This is a genomic window from Paraburkholderia sp. MM6662-R1, assembly GCF_050436245.1.
Taxonomy (GTDB): domain Bacteria; phylum Pseudomonadota; class Gammaproteobacteria; order Burkholderiales; family Burkholderiaceae; genus Paraburkholderia; species Paraburkholderia tuberum.
Genome location: NZ_JBNDLV010000004.1, coordinates 1223352 through 1238575, shown reverse-complemented (window position 1 = coordinate 1238575; position 15224 = coordinate 1223352). Strand labels below are relative to the sequence as shown.

17 protein-coding genes and 2 pseudogenes are annotated in these 15224 nt (G+C 62.8%); 6 read left to right on the top strand and 13 right to left on the bottom strand.

The features are described from left to right. A complete protein-coding gene (ispH, locus tag OKW39_RS35640) occupies positions 1-945 on the bottom strand; it encodes a 4-hydroxy-3-methylbut-2-enyl diphosphate reductase (protein WP_429333181.1) in 945 nt (314 codons plus the stop codon). A gap of 376 nt (positions 946-1321) precedes the next feature. On the opposite strand from ispH, the gene hpnC reads away from it, so the two are divergent. Continuing rightward, positions 1322-2188, top strand: coding sequence for a squalene synthase HpnC (gene hpnC / locus OKW39_RS35635; protein ID WP_429333182.1), 867 nt, complete (start codon positions 1322-1324; stop codon positions 2186-2188). Continuing rightward, on the top strand, positions 2188-3360 hold the full coding sequence (locus OKW39_RS35630; RefSeq protein WP_429564778.1) for a glycosyltransferase: 1173 nt from the start codon (positions 2188-2190) through the stop codon (positions 3358-3360). Before hpnC ends, OKW39_RS35630 begins: the two co-directional genes overlap by 1 nt. 92 nt (positions 3361-3452) lie before the next feature. Here the strand turns inward: OKW39_RS35630 and OKW39_RS35625 are convergent, their stop codons facing one another. Further along, positions 3453-4034, bottom strand: coding sequence for a hypothetical protein (locus tag OKW39_RS35625; protein ID WP_429333183.1), 582 nt, complete (start codon positions 4032-4034; stop codon positions 3453-3455). A 134-nt stretch (positions 4035-4168) separates the two neighbouring features. Further along, the gene (hpnA, locus tag OKW39_RS35620) at positions 4169-5179 is read right to left on the bottom strand and encodes a hopanoid-associated sugar epimerase (protein ID WP_429564777.1); all 1011 of its coding nucleotides are present in this window, start codon (positions 5177-5179) and stop codon (positions 4169-4171) included. Between the two features lie 138 nt (positions 5180-5317). Here hpnA and OKW39_RS35615 point away from each other — a divergent pair, with 138 nt between their 5' ends. Continuing rightward, the gene (locus OKW39_RS35615; RefSeq protein WP_090808088.1) at positions 5318-5611 is read left to right on the top strand and encodes an acylphosphatase; all 294 of its coding nucleotides are present in this window, start codon (positions 5318-5320) and stop codon (positions 5609-5611) included. 103 nt (positions 5612-5714) lie between these two features. Here OKW39_RS35615 and egtD read toward each other — a convergent pair whose 3' ends face one another. Continuing rightward, the gene (gene egtD, locus OKW39_RS35610; RefSeq protein ID WP_187630215.1) at positions 5715-6698 is read right to left on the bottom strand and encodes an L-histidine N(alpha)-methyltransferase; all 984 of its coding nucleotides are present in this window, start codon (positions 6696-6698) and stop codon (positions 5715-5717) included. A gap of 560 nt (positions 6699-7258) precedes the next feature. Between egtD and rarD the strand changes: the two genes are divergently transcribed. Further along, positions 7259-8155: an EamA family transporter RarD gene (gene rarD / locus OKW39_RS35605; protein ID WP_429333184.1), complete on the top strand. Its 897-nt coding sequence runs from the start codon at positions 7259-7261 to the stop codon at positions 8153-8155. 1 nt (position 8156) lies between these two features. Here the strand turns inward: rarD and OKW39_RS35600 are convergent, their stop codons facing one another. Next, entirely contained in the window at positions 8157-8684 is a 528-nt protein-coding gene (locus OKW39_RS35600; protein ID WP_187612503.1) for a DUF962 domain-containing protein, read from the bottom strand. A gap of 36 nt (positions 8685-8720) precedes the next feature. On the opposite strand from OKW39_RS35600, the pseudogene OKW39_RS35595 reads away from it, so the two are divergent. Continuing rightward, positions 8721-9028, top strand: a pseudogene (locus tag OKW39_RS35595) (Crp/Fnr family transcriptional regulator); the annotation flags it as partial. Here the strand turns inward: OKW39_RS35595 and OKW39_RS35590 are convergent. The 4 genes and pseudogenes from OKW39_RS35590 to OKW39_RS35575 form a co-directional block, all read right to left on the bottom strand. Further along, positions 9025-9342, bottom strand: coding sequence for a hypothetical protein (locus OKW39_RS35590; RefSeq protein ID WP_429564776.1), 318 nt, complete (start codon positions 9340-9342; stop codon positions 9025-9027). The pseudogene OKW39_RS35595 and the gene OKW39_RS35590 overlap by 4 nt on opposite strands. Before the next feature lie 241 nt (positions 9343-9583). Further along, a complete protein-coding gene (locus tag OKW39_RS35585; protein WP_090808080.1) occupies positions 9584-9946 on the bottom strand; it encodes a hypothetical protein in 363 nt (120 codons plus the stop codon). Between the two features lie 148 nt (positions 9947-10094). After that, positions 10095-10634 (bottom strand): EAL domain-containing protein, encoded by a 540-nt coding sequence (locus tag OKW39_RS35580; RefSeq protein ID WP_429565483.1) that lies wholly within the window; start codon positions 10632-10634, stop codon positions 10095-10097. Between the two features lie 85 nt (positions 10635-10719). Beyond that, positions 10720-11532, bottom strand: a pseudogene (locus tag OKW39_RS35575) (putative bifunctional diguanylate cyclase/phosphodiesterase); the annotation flags it as partial. A 366-nt stretch (positions 11533-11898) separates the two neighbouring features. Here OKW39_RS35575 and OKW39_RS35570 point away from each other — a divergent pair. Beyond that, positions 11899-12156, top strand: coding sequence for a hypothetical protein (locus tag OKW39_RS35570; protein WP_429564775.1), 258 nt, complete (start codon positions 11899-11901; stop codon positions 12154-12156). Between the two features lie 71 nt (positions 12157-12227). Here the strand turns inward: OKW39_RS35570 and OKW39_RS35565 are convergent, their stop codons facing one another. From OKW39_RS35565 to OKW39_RS35550, 4 genes are read right to left on the bottom strand one after another with little or no spacing between them, the layout of a single operon-like run. After that, positions 12228-12953, bottom strand: coding sequence for a GGDEF domain-containing protein (locus OKW39_RS35565; RefSeq protein WP_429565482.1), 726 nt, complete (start codon positions 12951-12953; stop codon positions 12228-12230). Position 12954: 1 nt separating this feature from the next. Continuing rightward, positions 12955-13350, bottom strand: a complete 396-nt coding sequence (locus tag OKW39_RS35560; RefSeq protein ID WP_090808074.1) for a DUF1987 domain-containing protein — start codon at positions 13348-13350, stop codon at positions 12955-12957. A gap of 19 nt (positions 13351-13369) precedes the next feature. After that, positions 13370-13933 carry a SiaB family protein kinase gene (locus OKW39_RS35555; protein WP_090808073.1) on the bottom strand — a complete coding sequence of 188 codons (564 nt, stop codon included), beginning with the start codon at positions 13931-13933 and terminating at the stop codon, positions 13370-13372. Between the two features lie 12 nt (positions 13934-13945). Continuing rightward, positions 13946-15178 (bottom strand): SpoIIE family protein phosphatase, encoded by a 1233-nt coding sequence (locus OKW39_RS35550; RefSeq protein WP_429564774.1) that lies wholly within the window; start codon positions 15176-15178, stop codon positions 13946-13948. Positions 15179-15224 lie beyond the last annotated feature (46 nt).

Below are 15224 nucleotides of genomic sequence, written 5' to 3'. Positions count from 1 at the left end.
TTAAACTTCGCGTGCAGCGAGTGGTTGCATCAGTTTCGATGGCAACTTGAATTCGACTTTTTCTTCACGGCCCGCCATCGTCGTGACATCGACGGGCCCCAATGCGCGTAGCGCATCGATTACGTTTTCGACCATTTCTTCGGGCGCCGACGCGCCGGCCGTGATGCCGACCGTGTGCACGTTGGCGAACCATTCCGGCTTCACTTCAGAGCCGTCGGCGACGAGGTAGCTCGCCACGCCGCTCTCGCTGCCGATTTCGCGCAGCCGGTTCGAGTTCGAGCTGTTGGTCGCGCCGACCACCAGCAGTACATCGACCTCTTTGCTCAATTCGCGCACCGCCGCCTGGCGGTTCTGCGTTGCATAGCAGATGTCGCGCGTGTCGGGACCGACCATGTCGGTAAAGCGGCGCAGCAGCGCGTCGATGATGCCGCGCGTGTCGTCGACCGACAACGTGGTTTGCGTCACGTAGGCGAGCGGCGCATCGACCGGCAACTCGAGTTTCGCGACTTCTGCCTCGCTCTGCACGAGCATCACCGTGCCGGGGATCTGGCCGATCGTGCCTTCCACTTCTGGATGGCCGGCGTGGCCGATCAGGATCAGCGTGCGGCCGGCGGCCACGTACTGACGACCTTGTACGTGCACCTTGGTCACGAGCGGGCAGGTTGCGTCGAGCACGTCGAGGCCGCGCGCTTCGGCATCACGTTCGACGGTTTGCGCAACACCATGCGCGCTGAATATCGCGACGGCACCTTGCGGCACTTCATCGAGTTCCTCGACGAAACGCGCGCCCTTCTGGCGCAGATTGTCGACCACGTGACGGTTATGGACAATCTCGTGGCGGACATACACGGGCGCGCCGTGTTGCTGTAACGCACGATCGACGATTTCGATTGCGCGGACAACGCCCGCACAAAAGCCGCGCGGCTGAGCAAGGATGACTCGCATAAGTTGGCGAACTCCGACTAACGCGGGTTTCGAAGAAGTCGTGAAACTGACTTTATCGCCGCGCTCATCTTGATTAGTTGACGTCTTGAGCCCCGGCGACCGGCCGGTACAGCAAAACCAAACGCGCATTCTAACGCTATCGGGGCCACTTTGCTTTTTGCTGCGGCCCCTGTGTTGGCCGCTTGCCGCACCCGCTGGGCCGTGCGGACGACCGGGGCGGCGAGCGTTACAACGATGTAAGGAGTCAGCGTGGGATTGCCTCGTAACGCGCCCGACCATGACCGCACACTGCACCGTCACGGCGGAACCCTTAAACTACCGATCCTTGCCGCGCGGACATCGCGCTGTATTACAGAATGGTTTCGAGGCTCGCTGGATGGACGTCGATCAGCACGAAAACTTTCCGATCGCGAGCGTGTTGCTGCCTAAGGCCCTACGCGCGCCTGTCGGTATTATCTATCAGGTCGTGCGCACTGCGGCCGATATCTCCGCCGAAGGCCAGTGGAGCGCCGCCGAGCGGCATGCCCGGCTGGCCGATTTCCGCGCCGGGCTTGACGCGATCGCGCAACGGCGCGCCGCGCCCGTGCATGCGCTGTTGTTCGGCAAGCTCGCTGGCGTGATCGCGCAATACGAGCTGCCGCTCGAACCGTTCTACGATCTGCTCGAGGGCTGCGCGCAGGACATCGATACGAATCGCTATGCGGATCGCGCCGCGCTCGTCGACTATTGCCGCCGCTCGGCGCATCCGGTCGGGCATCTGCTGCTGCGTCTGGTCGGCGCGGCGACGCCGCACAATCTTGCCGACGCCGACGCGATCTGCACGGCGTCGCAGCTGATCAGCTTCTGGCTCGACGTCGCCGCCGACTGGCAACGACAGCACGTGTACCTGCCGCAAGCCGATTTGCGCCGCTTCGGCGTGACCGAGGCGCAGATTGCCGATGGTGTCGTCGACGATGCGTGGCGCGCGCTGATGGCGTATGAAATCGCGTTCGTGCGCGCCACGCTGGTCCGCGGCGCACCGCTCGCGCTGCGCATGCCGGGGCGGCTCGGCATCGAGCTGTGTGGCGCGGTGCATGCAGGCTTTCGGTTTCTCGAGCGCATCGAGCGCGCGGATTACGATGTATTCCGCGCGCGCCCGGTCCTCAATCTGTTCGACTGGTGCGTGGTGGCGGCGCGCACCCTGAAAATGCGACTATCCAGACGCGTCGGCATGGCGGCGCGCTCAATCGAGGGTAATGCTTAATGGCGGCGGTCCTGTTCGTTCTTTCGTGTGTTTCCCTGCTGATCTGGTGCGTGCTGCTGTTCGCGCGTGGCGGCTTCTGGCGCGCGCGTCCCGCCGCGCCGCTGGCCATCGCGGCGCGCGACGCATGGCCGGCCGTCGCGGCCGTCGTACCGGCGCGCAATGAAGTCGATGTGATCGCCGAGGCGGTCACGTCGCTGCTCGAGCAGGACTATGCAGGCGCGTTCCACGTGATCGTCGTCGACGATCACAGCACCGACGGCACCGCCGACGCCGCGCGTGCCGCAGCGCTGCGGCTGCAATGTCCGGAGCGCCTCACCGTGCTGAGCGCGAAGCCGTTGCCGCCAGGCTGGTCCGGCAAGGTGTGGGCGCAGTCGCAGGGCATCGAGGCGGTGCGCACGCTCGATCTGCCGGCCGAATTCCTGTTGCTGACCGATGCCGACATCGGCCACCCCGCCGAGGCGTTGACGCAGCTCGTCGCGCGCGCGGATGCCGAAAAGCGCGACCTCGTCTCGCTGATGGTCCGGCTGCGCTGCTATTCGTTCTGGGAAAAGGCGCTGATTCCGGCCTTCGTGTTCTTCTTCGCGAAGCTGTATCCGTTCGCGTGGGTCAACAATCCACGCAACCGCACCGCGGCCGCGGCGGGCGGCTGCATGCTGGTGCGCCGCGCGGCGCTCGAGGAAGCGGGCGGCATCGAGTCGATTCGCGCCGAGCTGATCGACGATTGCAGTCTTGCCGCGCGCATCAAGCATCGTGGCACCGGCCGTCATCCGATCCGGCTCGATGTGGCGGCGAAGAGCGTGTCGCTGCGTCCCTACGATAGCTGGCGCGACATCTGGAACATGATCGCGCGCACTGCGTTCACGCAGCTGCGCTACTCGCCGCTACTGCTCGCGGGCACGCTCGTCGGCATGGCGATCATCTATCTGTTGCCGCCGGTCGCGGCGTTGATCCTCGGGCCGCTCGGCTGGCCGGCCTGGATCGCGTGGGCGGCAATGTGCTGCGCCTATGCGCCGATGCTCGTCTACTACCGGCGCTCACCGCTGTGGGCGCCGTTTCTGCCGCTCGTGGCGCTGTTCTATGTCGGCGCAACGTTCGCATCGGCGGTGCGCTACTGGCGTGGCAAGGGTGGGCAGTGGAAGGCGCGCGTGCAGGCACCAGTGCAGGAGCGCTGAAGTCTGTCGATGGCCGATGCGCTCGTCGGATGCAGAAGGCAGACGTAAAAAAAAAGCGGCTCCAGGCCGCTTTTTCTACGTAGCGCGTTTCATCACGCGTTCGTCAGCATCATGTACATCTGGATCACGATGTCCGGCGAGAACGTGAACGGCACCCAGCCGTGGCCGGTGTGGCGCATCACCAGCAAGCGGTCGCCGTTCGATTGCTTTTGCACGGCCATCATCGGATTCTTCGTCGAGACGAATTGCCAGCCCGGCGGGATGCCTTGCGGCTGCTCCGGCGTCATCGAGGCCCGTGCGTTCGACAGTTCCTCGATCAGCCGGCTGATCTGGTCCGGGCGTAGCGCGACGGTCTGATCGCCGATCGTCATCGTGATTTCGTCGCGCGCGGGGCGGTTGATTTCGAGCGTCGGCTGTAATTGCGGGGCGGCCGGCGTATCGATCGCTTCGGCGTGCGTTTCTGCGTTTGCTTCGGTGCTCGCGGGCTGTTCCGCTGCTGCTTGCGCCGCCGCTTCGTGCGCCGCTGCTTCGTGCGCGGCATGCTCCACCGCCGCGGGCAATGCCGCAGCGTCAGCGCTTGTCTCGGGAGTGTTCTCGGCCTGCGTGGCCACGACAGCCTGAATGAGCTGGTCGACGCCCATTTCCAGCGCGCCGAGCTGTTCGTGAAGGTTCATGCGAGGTTTCTCAGGTAGGACCCGCGATTTTACCCGCTGCGCGCAGGCTTGGACCCGTCGCCGGCGCGGGACTTGTAACAAAATGCTTACGGCCGCTGTTCAGCCCTTCACTTGACCGTTCACTTATCCCTTGATCACCGCTTCAGATACCCCGCCTGCCGGAACCATTCGAGCGCATCGGCGAGCCCCTCGCGATAAGGCCGCGCCCGATACCCCAGCTCGCGTTCCGCCTTCGCCGACGCGAAATACATCTTGTTCTTCGACATCTTCAGTCCGTCGACGGTGACGAAAGGTTCGCGCTTCGTGAATTTGGCGACCGCTTCCGCGCCCATCGCGAGCGGATACAACGGCCAACGCGGCAGGCTCAGTGTCGGTGCCTTGCGGCCGGTCAATGCCGCGATATCGGCGAGCATCTGCTGCAACGGCAGATTTTCGCCGCCCAGAATATAGCGCTCGCCGATCTTGCCGCGTTCGAGCGCAAGGAAATGACCGGCGGCGACGTCGTCGACGTGCACGAGGTTCAACCCCGTATCGACGAATGCGGGAATCTTGCCGAGCGCCGCCTCCAGAATGATGCGCCCGGTGGGCGTCGGTTTCACGTCGCGCGGGCCGATCGGCGTCGATGGATTGACGATCACCGCGGGCAGACCGTCCTCGGCGATCATGCGCTCGACCGCGCGCTCGGCGAGCACCTTGCTGCGCTTGTAGACGCCGATCGCCTGGTCGGCGCGAAGCGGCGAGGTTTCGTCGGCGGACTGGCCGGAGCTCGTCACCTTCAGCGTGGCGACGCTGCTCGTATATACGATGCGTTCCACGCCTTCCTTCAACGCCGCGCGCATCGTCGCCTCGGTGCCTTCGAGATTGGCGCGCTCGATCTCGCCGGGGTCCGGCGCCCACAGCCGATAATCGGCGGCCACGTGCAGCAGATAGCGCACGCCGCGCAGCGCGTTGCGCATCGATGCTTCGTCGCGCATGTCGCCGACGACGATTTCCGCGTCGAGCGATTCGACGTTCTTGCGCGGACTCGTCGCGCGCACCAGCACGCGTACGCGAAAGCCCTTGCTCTGCGCGATGCGCGCCACCGACGATCCGACGAAGCCGGACGCGCCGGTCACGAGCACGAGATCGCGATTCTGTTCGGTCATTCTGTTTCCATTTCCGGCGTGACGGTCGACGGATTGTACGTGGCGCGCGCAAAGGATGGGCGTTGCCGAGCGCGCTCGCCGCGACGCGACTAGAATGCCGGCTTGAAAGATTGTCAGGCATTAAAAGGAGGTAGCGGCATGGCCCCGGATCTGGATGAGCGGATCGAAACGTATTACGCGCGGGTGCGCGGCACCGTGCAGGGCGTTGGTTTTCGCCTTGCGACGGTGCGCCAGGCGCACGCGCTCGGCATCAAGGGATGGGTCGCGAATCTCGACGACGGTTCGGTCGAGGCGATGTTGCAGGGACCGGCCAATCAGATCGACAGGATGTTGTCTTGGCTGCGTCACGGACCGCCGGCGGCGCGCGTGACCGAAGTGAGCGGCGAGGAGCGCGTGACGGACAGGCGTTACGAGCGCTTCGAGCAGCATTGAGCTCAAGCTGCGCGAGTTAAAAAAGCGGCGCGCCGTCCAGAGGAGGGCGCGCCGCTTTTTCGTTTATGCCTTTATCGGCCGTTATTGGCCGCGTGGTCAGCGCTTACCGGGCCACCAACAAACTCTCCGCGAATCCCCACTCATCCTCGATCCATTGATGGCTGCACACGAAGCCGGCGCCATCGACGATCGCGGGCAATTCTTCCGCGCGATACTTGTGGCTGCTTTCGGTCCAGATCGTCTCGCCTTCCGTCAGCGACACCGTCAGCTTTGCGGCGCGCACGTGAGCGGTGATATCGCGCTTCGCGCGCAGATGCATCTCGATGCTGCGCGCGTCCGGATTGAAGCGCGCGACGTGCTCGAACTCATCGAGCGGAAAGTCGCCGTCGAGTTCGCGGTTGACGCGCGCGAGCAGGTTCAGATTGAACGACGCGGTCACGCCGATCGCGTCGTCGTAGGCTGCGACCAGCACCGGCGTCGGTTTGATCAGATCGGTGCCGAGCAGCAGCGCGTCGCCGGGCGCGAGCATGTTGCGGATCTCGCGCAGAAAACGCGTCGCCGCGAGCCTGCCGAAGTTGCCGATCGTGCTGCCGAGGAACAGCACGAGCAAGCGGTCGCCGGGCGCGCGCTGCCGGCTCACTTCGGCCAGACCGGCCAGATAGTCGCGCTCATAACCGACGATCGAAATCCGCTCGATGTCACCGAGTTCGCGCCGGCACAACTGCAACGCACTGCGCGAAATTTCAATCGGGCAGTAGGAAGTAGGGCGTTTTTTACACAGCGCCTCGAGAATGCGCCGCGTTTTACGGCCGCTGCCGCTGCCGAGTTCGGCGACCGTGACGTCATGCGGCAAATGCTCGACGATGTCGGCCGCGTGCTTCGCGAGCAGACGTTCTTCGGCGCGCGTGACGCCATATTCGGGTAATACGGTAATCACTTCAAAAAGTGCGGAACCGACCTCGTCGTACAGATACTTCGACGGCAGCTCTTTTTGCGGCGTATGGGTGAGGCCGGCGTACACGTCGGCGGCGAAGGCGCGACGCAGTTCGGAAGGCGAGTTGCTGAGCGATAGGGCTGGCTGGGTCATGCTGGCTCCAGTAGTCACATTCGATGAGCGGGATTGCTGGCGGGTGGTGGCATGCGCGACGAAACGCAGTTGAGGCATGCCGTGGGCGAGATGCGCGGGCGGTGATTCGTGGCGGCCTGACAGACTGCGCTCGAGGCTGCATTCGCCGACCCGGCTCGTGGTTGCTGCTCGTTGCGTGCCGCTGGGGACGTCGTTGTTGCGAGTGGTGCGGCCACAGCGTGCAAAACTTGGGTAGCAAGATTCGCGCGAGGCGAGGACGAGCCGGAAATGGCTTCGCCGGCCGCGGCGCACGAAGTTATGTTCTAGTGCATCGACGCGCGACGCGCACGACTAATTGCAGCCGACTGACGAAAAAGCGCAAGCCCGTTGGCGAATAACCCGTCTAGAATGCCCGTTTTCCTACGGTTTTGCACCGCCGCTTCAGAACGACAACGCAGCGTCTGCCGCTTTGCCCGCGTGGCCGCCTGCTCACGAGACATCAGATTCATGACGACAACGAACGCCGCGAGCCTGCGTCGCGCGCCGCAAGCCCACGCGTCACACCGAGCCCCGACCGCGCAATGAATCACAACGACTTCAGGCGCGGGATCGCATTGTCGGTCGGCGCGTCGGCGATGTTCGCATTATTGTCCGCTTACGCGACGCTGCTCAAACCGCTGTCGGGCCTCGACATCTTCGCGTGGCGCATCGTGTGGACCGTGCCTGGCGCGCTGCTGCTCGTCGCGGTGCGCAAGCGCCTGCCGATTCTGCGCGCGCTCGTTGTTCAAATGATGACGCAGCCGAAGCTCGGTGTCGCGATGGCCGTGGCTGCGGGCCTGCTCGGCGTACAGCTGTGGCTGTTTCTGTGGGCGCCGCTGCATGGGCGCATGCTCGAAGTGTCGCTCGGCTATTTCCTGCTGCCGCTCGCGATGGTACTGGTCGGGCGCTTCCACTATCGCGAGCGGCTCGACGCGTTGCAGTGGCTCGCGGTCGCGTGCGCGGCGGTTGGCGTCGCTCACGAACTGTGGGTGACGGGTGCGTTCTCGTGGCCGACGCTCGTCGTCGCGCTCGGTTATCCGCCTTATTTCGTGGTGCGTCGTCAGATCAATCAGGATTCGCTTGCAATGTTCACCGTCGAGATGGCGTTGCTGCTGCCGGTGGCCGCCGTGTGCATTCTCAGCGGCGGCTCGCTGCAAGCGATCGCCGGCCGCGCCGAAATGTGGTGTCTGCTATTGCCGGGGCTCGGTGCGTTGAGCACGCTCGCGCTCGCTTCGTATCTGAAGGCGAGCCGACTGTTGCCGGTCGCGTTGTTCGGCATTCTCGGCTACGTCGAGCCGGTGCTGCTCGTGTTCGTGTCGATCGCGCTGCTGCGCGAAACGCTGAGCGTCGCGCAACTCGCGACCTATGTGCCGATCTGGATCGCCGTCGCGCTGACCGCGCTGCACAGCGTGCGCTTCGTTCGGTTCGCGTCGAACTGAACTACGGCGCTCGCTCAGCGATGCGCGTCGGGCCTACCTCAGCCTCGATCGCATCGCGCAGTTCGGGGCGCCAGCCGACACCGAACAGCGCTTCGGCGAGCACGAATAGCGGGCCGATCAACAGGCCGATCACGTCGTCGACGAATGCCGGCTTGCGATGTTCGTAGGCCACGTGGCCGACGAACTGGAACACCCAGCCGACCACGAACAGCCCAATGCCGGTCGCGAGCCACACGAGCGTCGTTTGCGCGGCGATCCACTTGCCGAACGCGACGCAGAGCGCCGAGACACAGGCCATCAGCACGCCGAGCGGCACGTCGAGCGCGAGGTAGTAGACGGTCGCCGCCACGAACAGCAGCCACGCCGGCGACAACGTGACCGGGAACATCCCGGCGCCAAACGACGGGCGGCTCAGCAACACCGCGAGCGCGAGCACGATCATCGGAATGCCGACGAAGTGCGTGGCGATATTGCGCCGGTCGCGATGGTAGGCCGCGTATTGCGTCAGTTGCTGCGTCAGCGTTCTCATCAGTGCCGCTCCTGTGTCAAAGCCAGCATAATCGCGGTGCTGCTCGCGCACAAGTTGCGTCTGGCGTTCGAGGCGATCGAGGAAGCCGCGCTATTGCCGGCCGCACCGCGTGTCGCGCGGCGCCTGTTGCTGATGGCGGGCGGCTATGGCGAACCCGGCGCATTGCGCAACGTGCTGAAGGTCCCGCAGGAAGACCTGGCGATGATGCTCGCGTTGTCGCGGCAGACGATCAATCAGGTGCTCAAGCACTTCGAGACGCAGGGCGCGTTGAAGCTGCGTTATGCGGAGATCGAATCGTCGATGCCGACAAGCTGCGTGAACAGTCTCTCGTCGAGCGCATTTAACGCGCGCTCGGATGGCTGACGCGACGTTTCAATGGACCGATCGTCGCGGCGGGCAACATGGTGAGCAGCATGTGCAACGTGAAGTGGAGATCTTCGCGCGCGATGTCGAGTTGCACGCGGTCTTCTTCGCGCACGGTTTCGGTGTTGATTACATAGACGCCGAGCGGCGAATGAAGCAGTGCGCGCAAGTGAGCGTGCGGCAGCGTCACGAGTAGAGCCGCGCGCGCCGACGGAAACGCAATGACGTTGCTGTGTTGAACCTGCTTGCTGGCAGGTTGCGGCGAGAGCTTGTCGAGCGATTGGGTAAGAGCCATGTGATGCGGCGTTGGTGCGACGCGATGGTGAATTGGAACAATTCGAGAGTAGTCGGCCGCGAGTAAAGACGGTGCAAAAATTCGCGCGTTTGTCGGCAAAAAGATACGACGGGGAATGACACGCGGCATAAAAAAAGGCGAGTCATAAGACTCGCCCTCCCAGAACGGCACAGTCCGGCTTCGATCAACTTCTATTTGAACAGCACCTGCATGGCCGGTCAGCGCCGAAACCGATCACGTGTTATTGCGTTTTGGTCGTGTCGGCTTGTGCGCCGTCGGCTTTCGCCGGGGCAGTGCTGGCCTCTTTCGCACTCTCCGTTTTAGTCTTCGCGGCACTCGTTTCGACGGCATTTTTGGCCGTGGACTTGTGAGCCTTCTTCGTATGGGCGGAAGTCTTTTTCACGTGCTTTTGCGTAGCGGCTTCGGCAGGCGCTTTCGTTGCGGTCGCGCCGGCTTGTACCGCGGTGCTTGCCTTCAGATTCGCCTGGCCGGTGGCTGGCAACTGCGTGGTTTGCGCGGGTTGTGCGGCAGACGGTGCGGCCGTTTGAGCAAAGGCGGTCGACACGAGCAGTGCGGAAGCAACAGCGGCGAAAAGCGTCTTCATGATGTGACTCCAGGTTGAATCGGTGGATTCGTTTGTCGCGGCTGAATCATTTCAGCGCTGCCGGTTTAACGTAGGGCGGAATACAGGAGTTGACGCCGCGCTGGTGACAAAACGTAAGTAGTGCGTCAGCGCGGATACATGTTGCGACTCACCAAGCGAATCCCCGGAAAGGCGCCACGCTCAATGAAGACGCGACCGCGGTCTTGCCGAGCAATTGCGCTAAAGCCTCCGGCGAGACCGCTGGGCTAAACAGGAAACCCTGGGCCACCGTGCATCCGTGACGGACCAGAAACTCGCGCTGGACATCGAGCTCGACCCCTTCAGCGACGACATCGAAGCTCAGCGTTTCAGCAATCGCGATGATGGCAAGCGACAGAGCTTCGAGTTCCTTGTCTCTGCCGATTTCGCAAACGAAGGCGCGATCGATCTTGATGCGATCGACGCTAAAGCGTTTCAGATAGCTGAGGCTCGAATAACCGGTGCCGAAGTCGTCGATAGCGATGGACACACCGAGTTCGCGCAGTTCGCGAAAAGCCCGTTGCGCTTCTTCAGCGTTGCGCATCAACGTGCCCTCGGTGACTTCGAGCTCCAGCAGTTCGGCGGGCCAATGGGCATCGTCGAGTGCCGAGCGCACTACGCCTGGAAGGTCTGCCCGTTCGAGTTGAAGTGGCGAAACATTGACCGATATGCGCCACGGGCGGAAGCCCCGAGCGTACCCATGCGCTCGCCTGCAGACACGCCTGCCGCAATACCCACGTGCCGATGCTCTGGATCAGACCGGTTTCTTCGGCAAGCGGGATGAAGACGGCCGGCGAAACTTCACCGAGTTCGTCGTCGTGCCACCGCAAAAGTGCCTCGGCACCGACGATGCATCCGGTTTTCATGTCGATTTGCGGCTGATACGCCAGATACAACTCATTGGCTTTCGCCGCGCGCCGCAGTCGCGTCGTGAGCCGCAACTTCTCGGCGGCCGCCCGGCTCAGCTCCGGTTCGTAGAATTGATAGCCGTTTCTCCCGCGCGATTTCGCCACGTACAACGCGGCATCGGCATTTCGCGTGAGCAGTTCCGGCTGGGCGCCGTCTTGTGGAAAAGTACTGACGCCGATGCTTGCTTCGAGATAAAGCTCGTGCTCGCCGATGCGATACGGCTCGCTCATCTCGTGAATGAGCGTGTCCAGCATTTCGGTGAGTTGCTTCGCGTCGGCCCGTTCCGCGACGATGACGAATTCATCGCCCCCGTAGCGCGCGACGAAATCCGTCGCGCGCAGCAGACGCTGAAGCCTTCGCGCCACGGCCTGTAGCAGCAAATCGCCAATGCGGTGTCCGAGCGAATCGTTGACGTCCTTGAAACGATCGAGATCGAGGAACAGGACGGAAACGTTCTGACCTGTCGCTGCCGCGCGTACGAGCGACTCTGAAAGATGTTCGCCGAGCAGCACCCGGTTGGGCAGATCGGTCAGGGCGTCGTATCTGGCTTGATGCTCGAGTCTTGTGAGCGAACGACGAAGATGCGCTCCGATGCGCCCGTTCCAGTGAATCAGCGAAAGCAGCAACAAGGCCGAAGCGACGCCGCAGCTCAACAGCATGCGCGTAAACCACTTCCCATCCAACGAGGATTTGCTGACGACTAAAGCGACCTTGGCGTCGGCCGCGAGTCGTACGTCGACGACCCGCCCGAGAACGCTATAGAAATAGGCGTCGATTTGTTCGAGTCTGGGGTCGCCCACTGCCACACTGCCGGGATGTTCCGCGATCTTGCGCGCAAGACCAAAGCTCAGCTCGCTAAGTCTGCCGATCATGTCGTCCAGATCCGACAGCCTCGATATGCATTCCTGATTCTCGCTGCAGCTCTCGCGCGCGTCGCGCGTCAACGCGAGCAGTTCCAGCATCGGAAAGCTATAAGCGGCGCGGTTGTAAAGCGGCACCGTTGCGATCGAGGTGTAGAGCGTCGCATGCTCATCGAGCATGACTTGCTGAACCCGGTCGAGGTCGTGGCGCAGCCGCCCGGAAGCCTGGATCGTCCGAAGCGAACTGTCCTGCTCGCTGCTCTGGCGGATTGCGAGGAAGGTACTCGTCGCAATGACAGCGAGAATGGCAAGTACGGCTATGACAGTACCGGCTTTGCGCGTTGCTTCCTGTCCCAAGGCCCTTCCCTTTCCGTCAACCCGGCGCGGGCGAACACCGACCCGCCCGCGATAGTGAATGTTTAGGTGGCTGCATGACTTGCCTTAGGGCGCTGCGGATCTGCCTGTAACGGCGCGCGATGGGTCTGCTTATCCGCCTATCGATCGGCAAATTCCACGCGGTTGCGCCCGCTTCGCTTGGCGCGGTACAGAGCCGCATCGGCGAGGCCATATGCGGTGTCGAAACAGGTTCCGACCTCGTTGATGCTGACGCCAAAGCTGGCCGTGATGCGGCGCTCGACGGGTGGAACGACCAGCGAGTCACCGATGGCTTCTCGCATGCGCTCGGCAAGAATGGCACCGCTGGCCGGTTCATGACCGGGCAGCAGCACGGTGAACTCCTCACCGCCCACTCGCCCGATGAAGCCTTGTTCCCCGACGATTCTGCGCAGACAATCGACGACCCCCGAAATGACCGCGTCTCCGGTGGGGTGGCCGTAGTCGTCGTTGATCCGCTTGAATTCGTCGATGTCGAGGATGATCATCACCGCGCTGCTGATGCGCAAGACCTTGGTGGTCCGTTCGATCACGGCACTGCGGTTCAGTACGCCCGTCAACGCGTCGTGCGATGCGCGATACGCCAACTGCTGGGCCAGCGCCTGCATCTCGCGTTCGGCCCGGTCGCTGCGGCCGATCAGGCGCCGTGTCTCGCGCATCAGGCGCTGGAAGTGCTCGATCAGTTCGCCCAACGACTGGCGATAGTCCGCGGGGTCCGCATCGATGATCGAATGCATGGCCCGAGCCTTTGCCAGCGCGGTGCTTTCGTTCTGGAACAGATCGGGTGCGCCGCCCGAGGACACGTCAAGGGAAGAGGTCGAACGCACTTTACTTTCCCTGCTGCGCAATGGGACGATCGGTGAACTCGATCGCGCGGAAATCGGCTTTCAGTTCTTCGCCGAATTCGGCAATGGTCTCGTCTTCCTCGTCGCGATACCAGTTCATCGACACGCGGCTTCCCGATTCCGCCGCCTGATCGAGCGCGTCGAAGATGCTGAACAGCATTTTGGTACTCGAGCTATTGAAGTACGTCAGCGCGACGTCGATGGTGATCTCGGCCCCGGCGTTCGCGGCGAGGTATTTGCGCATCTGCTCGATGATCGGCGCGTAAAAGGCGGCTGCGTTTTCGGGGTAAGACTCTCCCCTGATCGACAACGCGTGTTGGTCGAAGCGAAAATCGACTTCGGGCGACGTCGTCGTCGCCGGGATGTGTAGGTTTTCCATTGTTCGTGTGCCTTCCTGCTCAGATGATGGCCATGAGGCAAAACAGCGTGGTGCCCGGTTCGTCGGCACGCGGATGAAAAGCGAATTCAAGCGGCGCGCTCGCATCGCGCGCCATCGTCAGGAAGCCGAGCCCGGCGCCCTTGCTGTCTTTCGGAGCATCGGTGCGCAATGAAACCTTGTATGCTTGCTTGATTTCTTCAAGTGACATGTTGCGCAGAGGCTCCAACCTGCTTCGCAGGTCCTCGACTTCGGCGGTCGCGATGGGATTGACGCACAACATTACGTGATGTTCGCCGTGCCTGGAGATGCACACCGCGCCCTCGCGTATCTCGCCTGCCCGTTCGCCACCGGGCTCCAGCGCGTTCGACGAGTAATGAACGATGTTCTGTGCCAGCTCGATAAAGGACGAGAAGAGTTTGCGGCGAGTAGGACCGCTGACGCCGGCAACTTCGAGCTGCAGTTTCACGACTTCGCCCATCGACGCGACGATGTTATGGGAGAAGTAGCCCTTGTGATAGAAGAGCACGTTGCGCCGCTGCGCGAGTTCGAAAAAGGCGCTGTCTTGTTCTAGTAGTTGGGACATTCTGGGAATTCGCTAAATACGGGCACAGAAAAGCGTGACGTCGTCACGGCGTGGTTGCTTGCCTTGCCACTCCGCGAGCGCGAGCCGGACGCGCTCGCAAATCGTCGCCGGAGTTTCGGCGCGGTTTTCGAGTATCAGGTCGAGCGCACGGCGCCGGCCGAAAGAAATGTTGCGCGGGCCGCCGATCTGATCGGCGAGGCCGTCGGTATAGATGAACAGCAGGCTGCCCGCCGTGACCGGAATCGAGCGCAAGCTCCACGCATAGTCGGCGCGACTGTCCACATAACCGACACCCATGCGGTCGGCGCCGATCGTTTCGAACTCCGCGGCATCGGGTGACAGGATGTGCAGAGCGATCCTCGCGCCGGCAAAATGCAGCACGCTCTCCGTGGCGTCGAACCAGAAGAGTGCGGTATCCAGACCGTCGTTGGATTGGGTTCCTTCGTCGGCACTGTTCACTTGCCCAAGCAAGCCCTTGACGTTTTGATTGACGGCCGCCAGTAGCGCGGCGGGGTCGCGCGGACCGATCTGTTCGAGCGCCTTCGACAGTGACGCCGAAGCAAGCAAGGTCATGAAGGCGCCCGGTACGCCATGGCCGGTGCAATCGGCAACAGCGCCAAACCAGCCGTTCGGAAAGGCCGCGAAATGATAGAAGTCGCCGCCGACGACGTCGCGAGGTTCCCAGACCATCGCCGCGTCGCGCAGCTTCATCGACAGGGTCTCGCTGGAAGCACGCAACATGGCGCGCTGTATCACGCTGGCGTACTCGATACTCTGCATGATCTGGCGGTTCTTCTCCGCCTGCATTTCCGCGACCGCACTGATGAGCTGCAGACCACTGCCGAGACCCGAGAAGAGTCCGTCACGTGTCACGATGAAACCATCGACCAGCGCTTTTTCTCCCGCCTCGACAGTCCTGAAGGTCAGCGCTTCGATGCTCACGTCGGCGTCGACGACGAGCGGTTCCTTGTCCATGAACGCTATGCAACTCTTCTTGTCGTAAAGCTCTCGATGGAACGGCTTGCTCATTTGCGACATGAAGATATCGCGGTTGATCAGGCCGATGGGACGGTGGTCGTCGATGACAGCGAGACTCTGCATGTCGCGGCGCGCCGAGAAGATCTCCATGACCACGGAGTTGGGATCTTCAACGTCTACGGATGGAACTTCCTGGCACAAGTCTCCGGCAGTGCGCGGATTACCCTGTGCGGAAGAACGGCGAAATCTCGAGAACGCAGCATGCATGGCGACGCCAGTCGATGTGTGAAGAAACCTCGCACGCTAAGGTTTC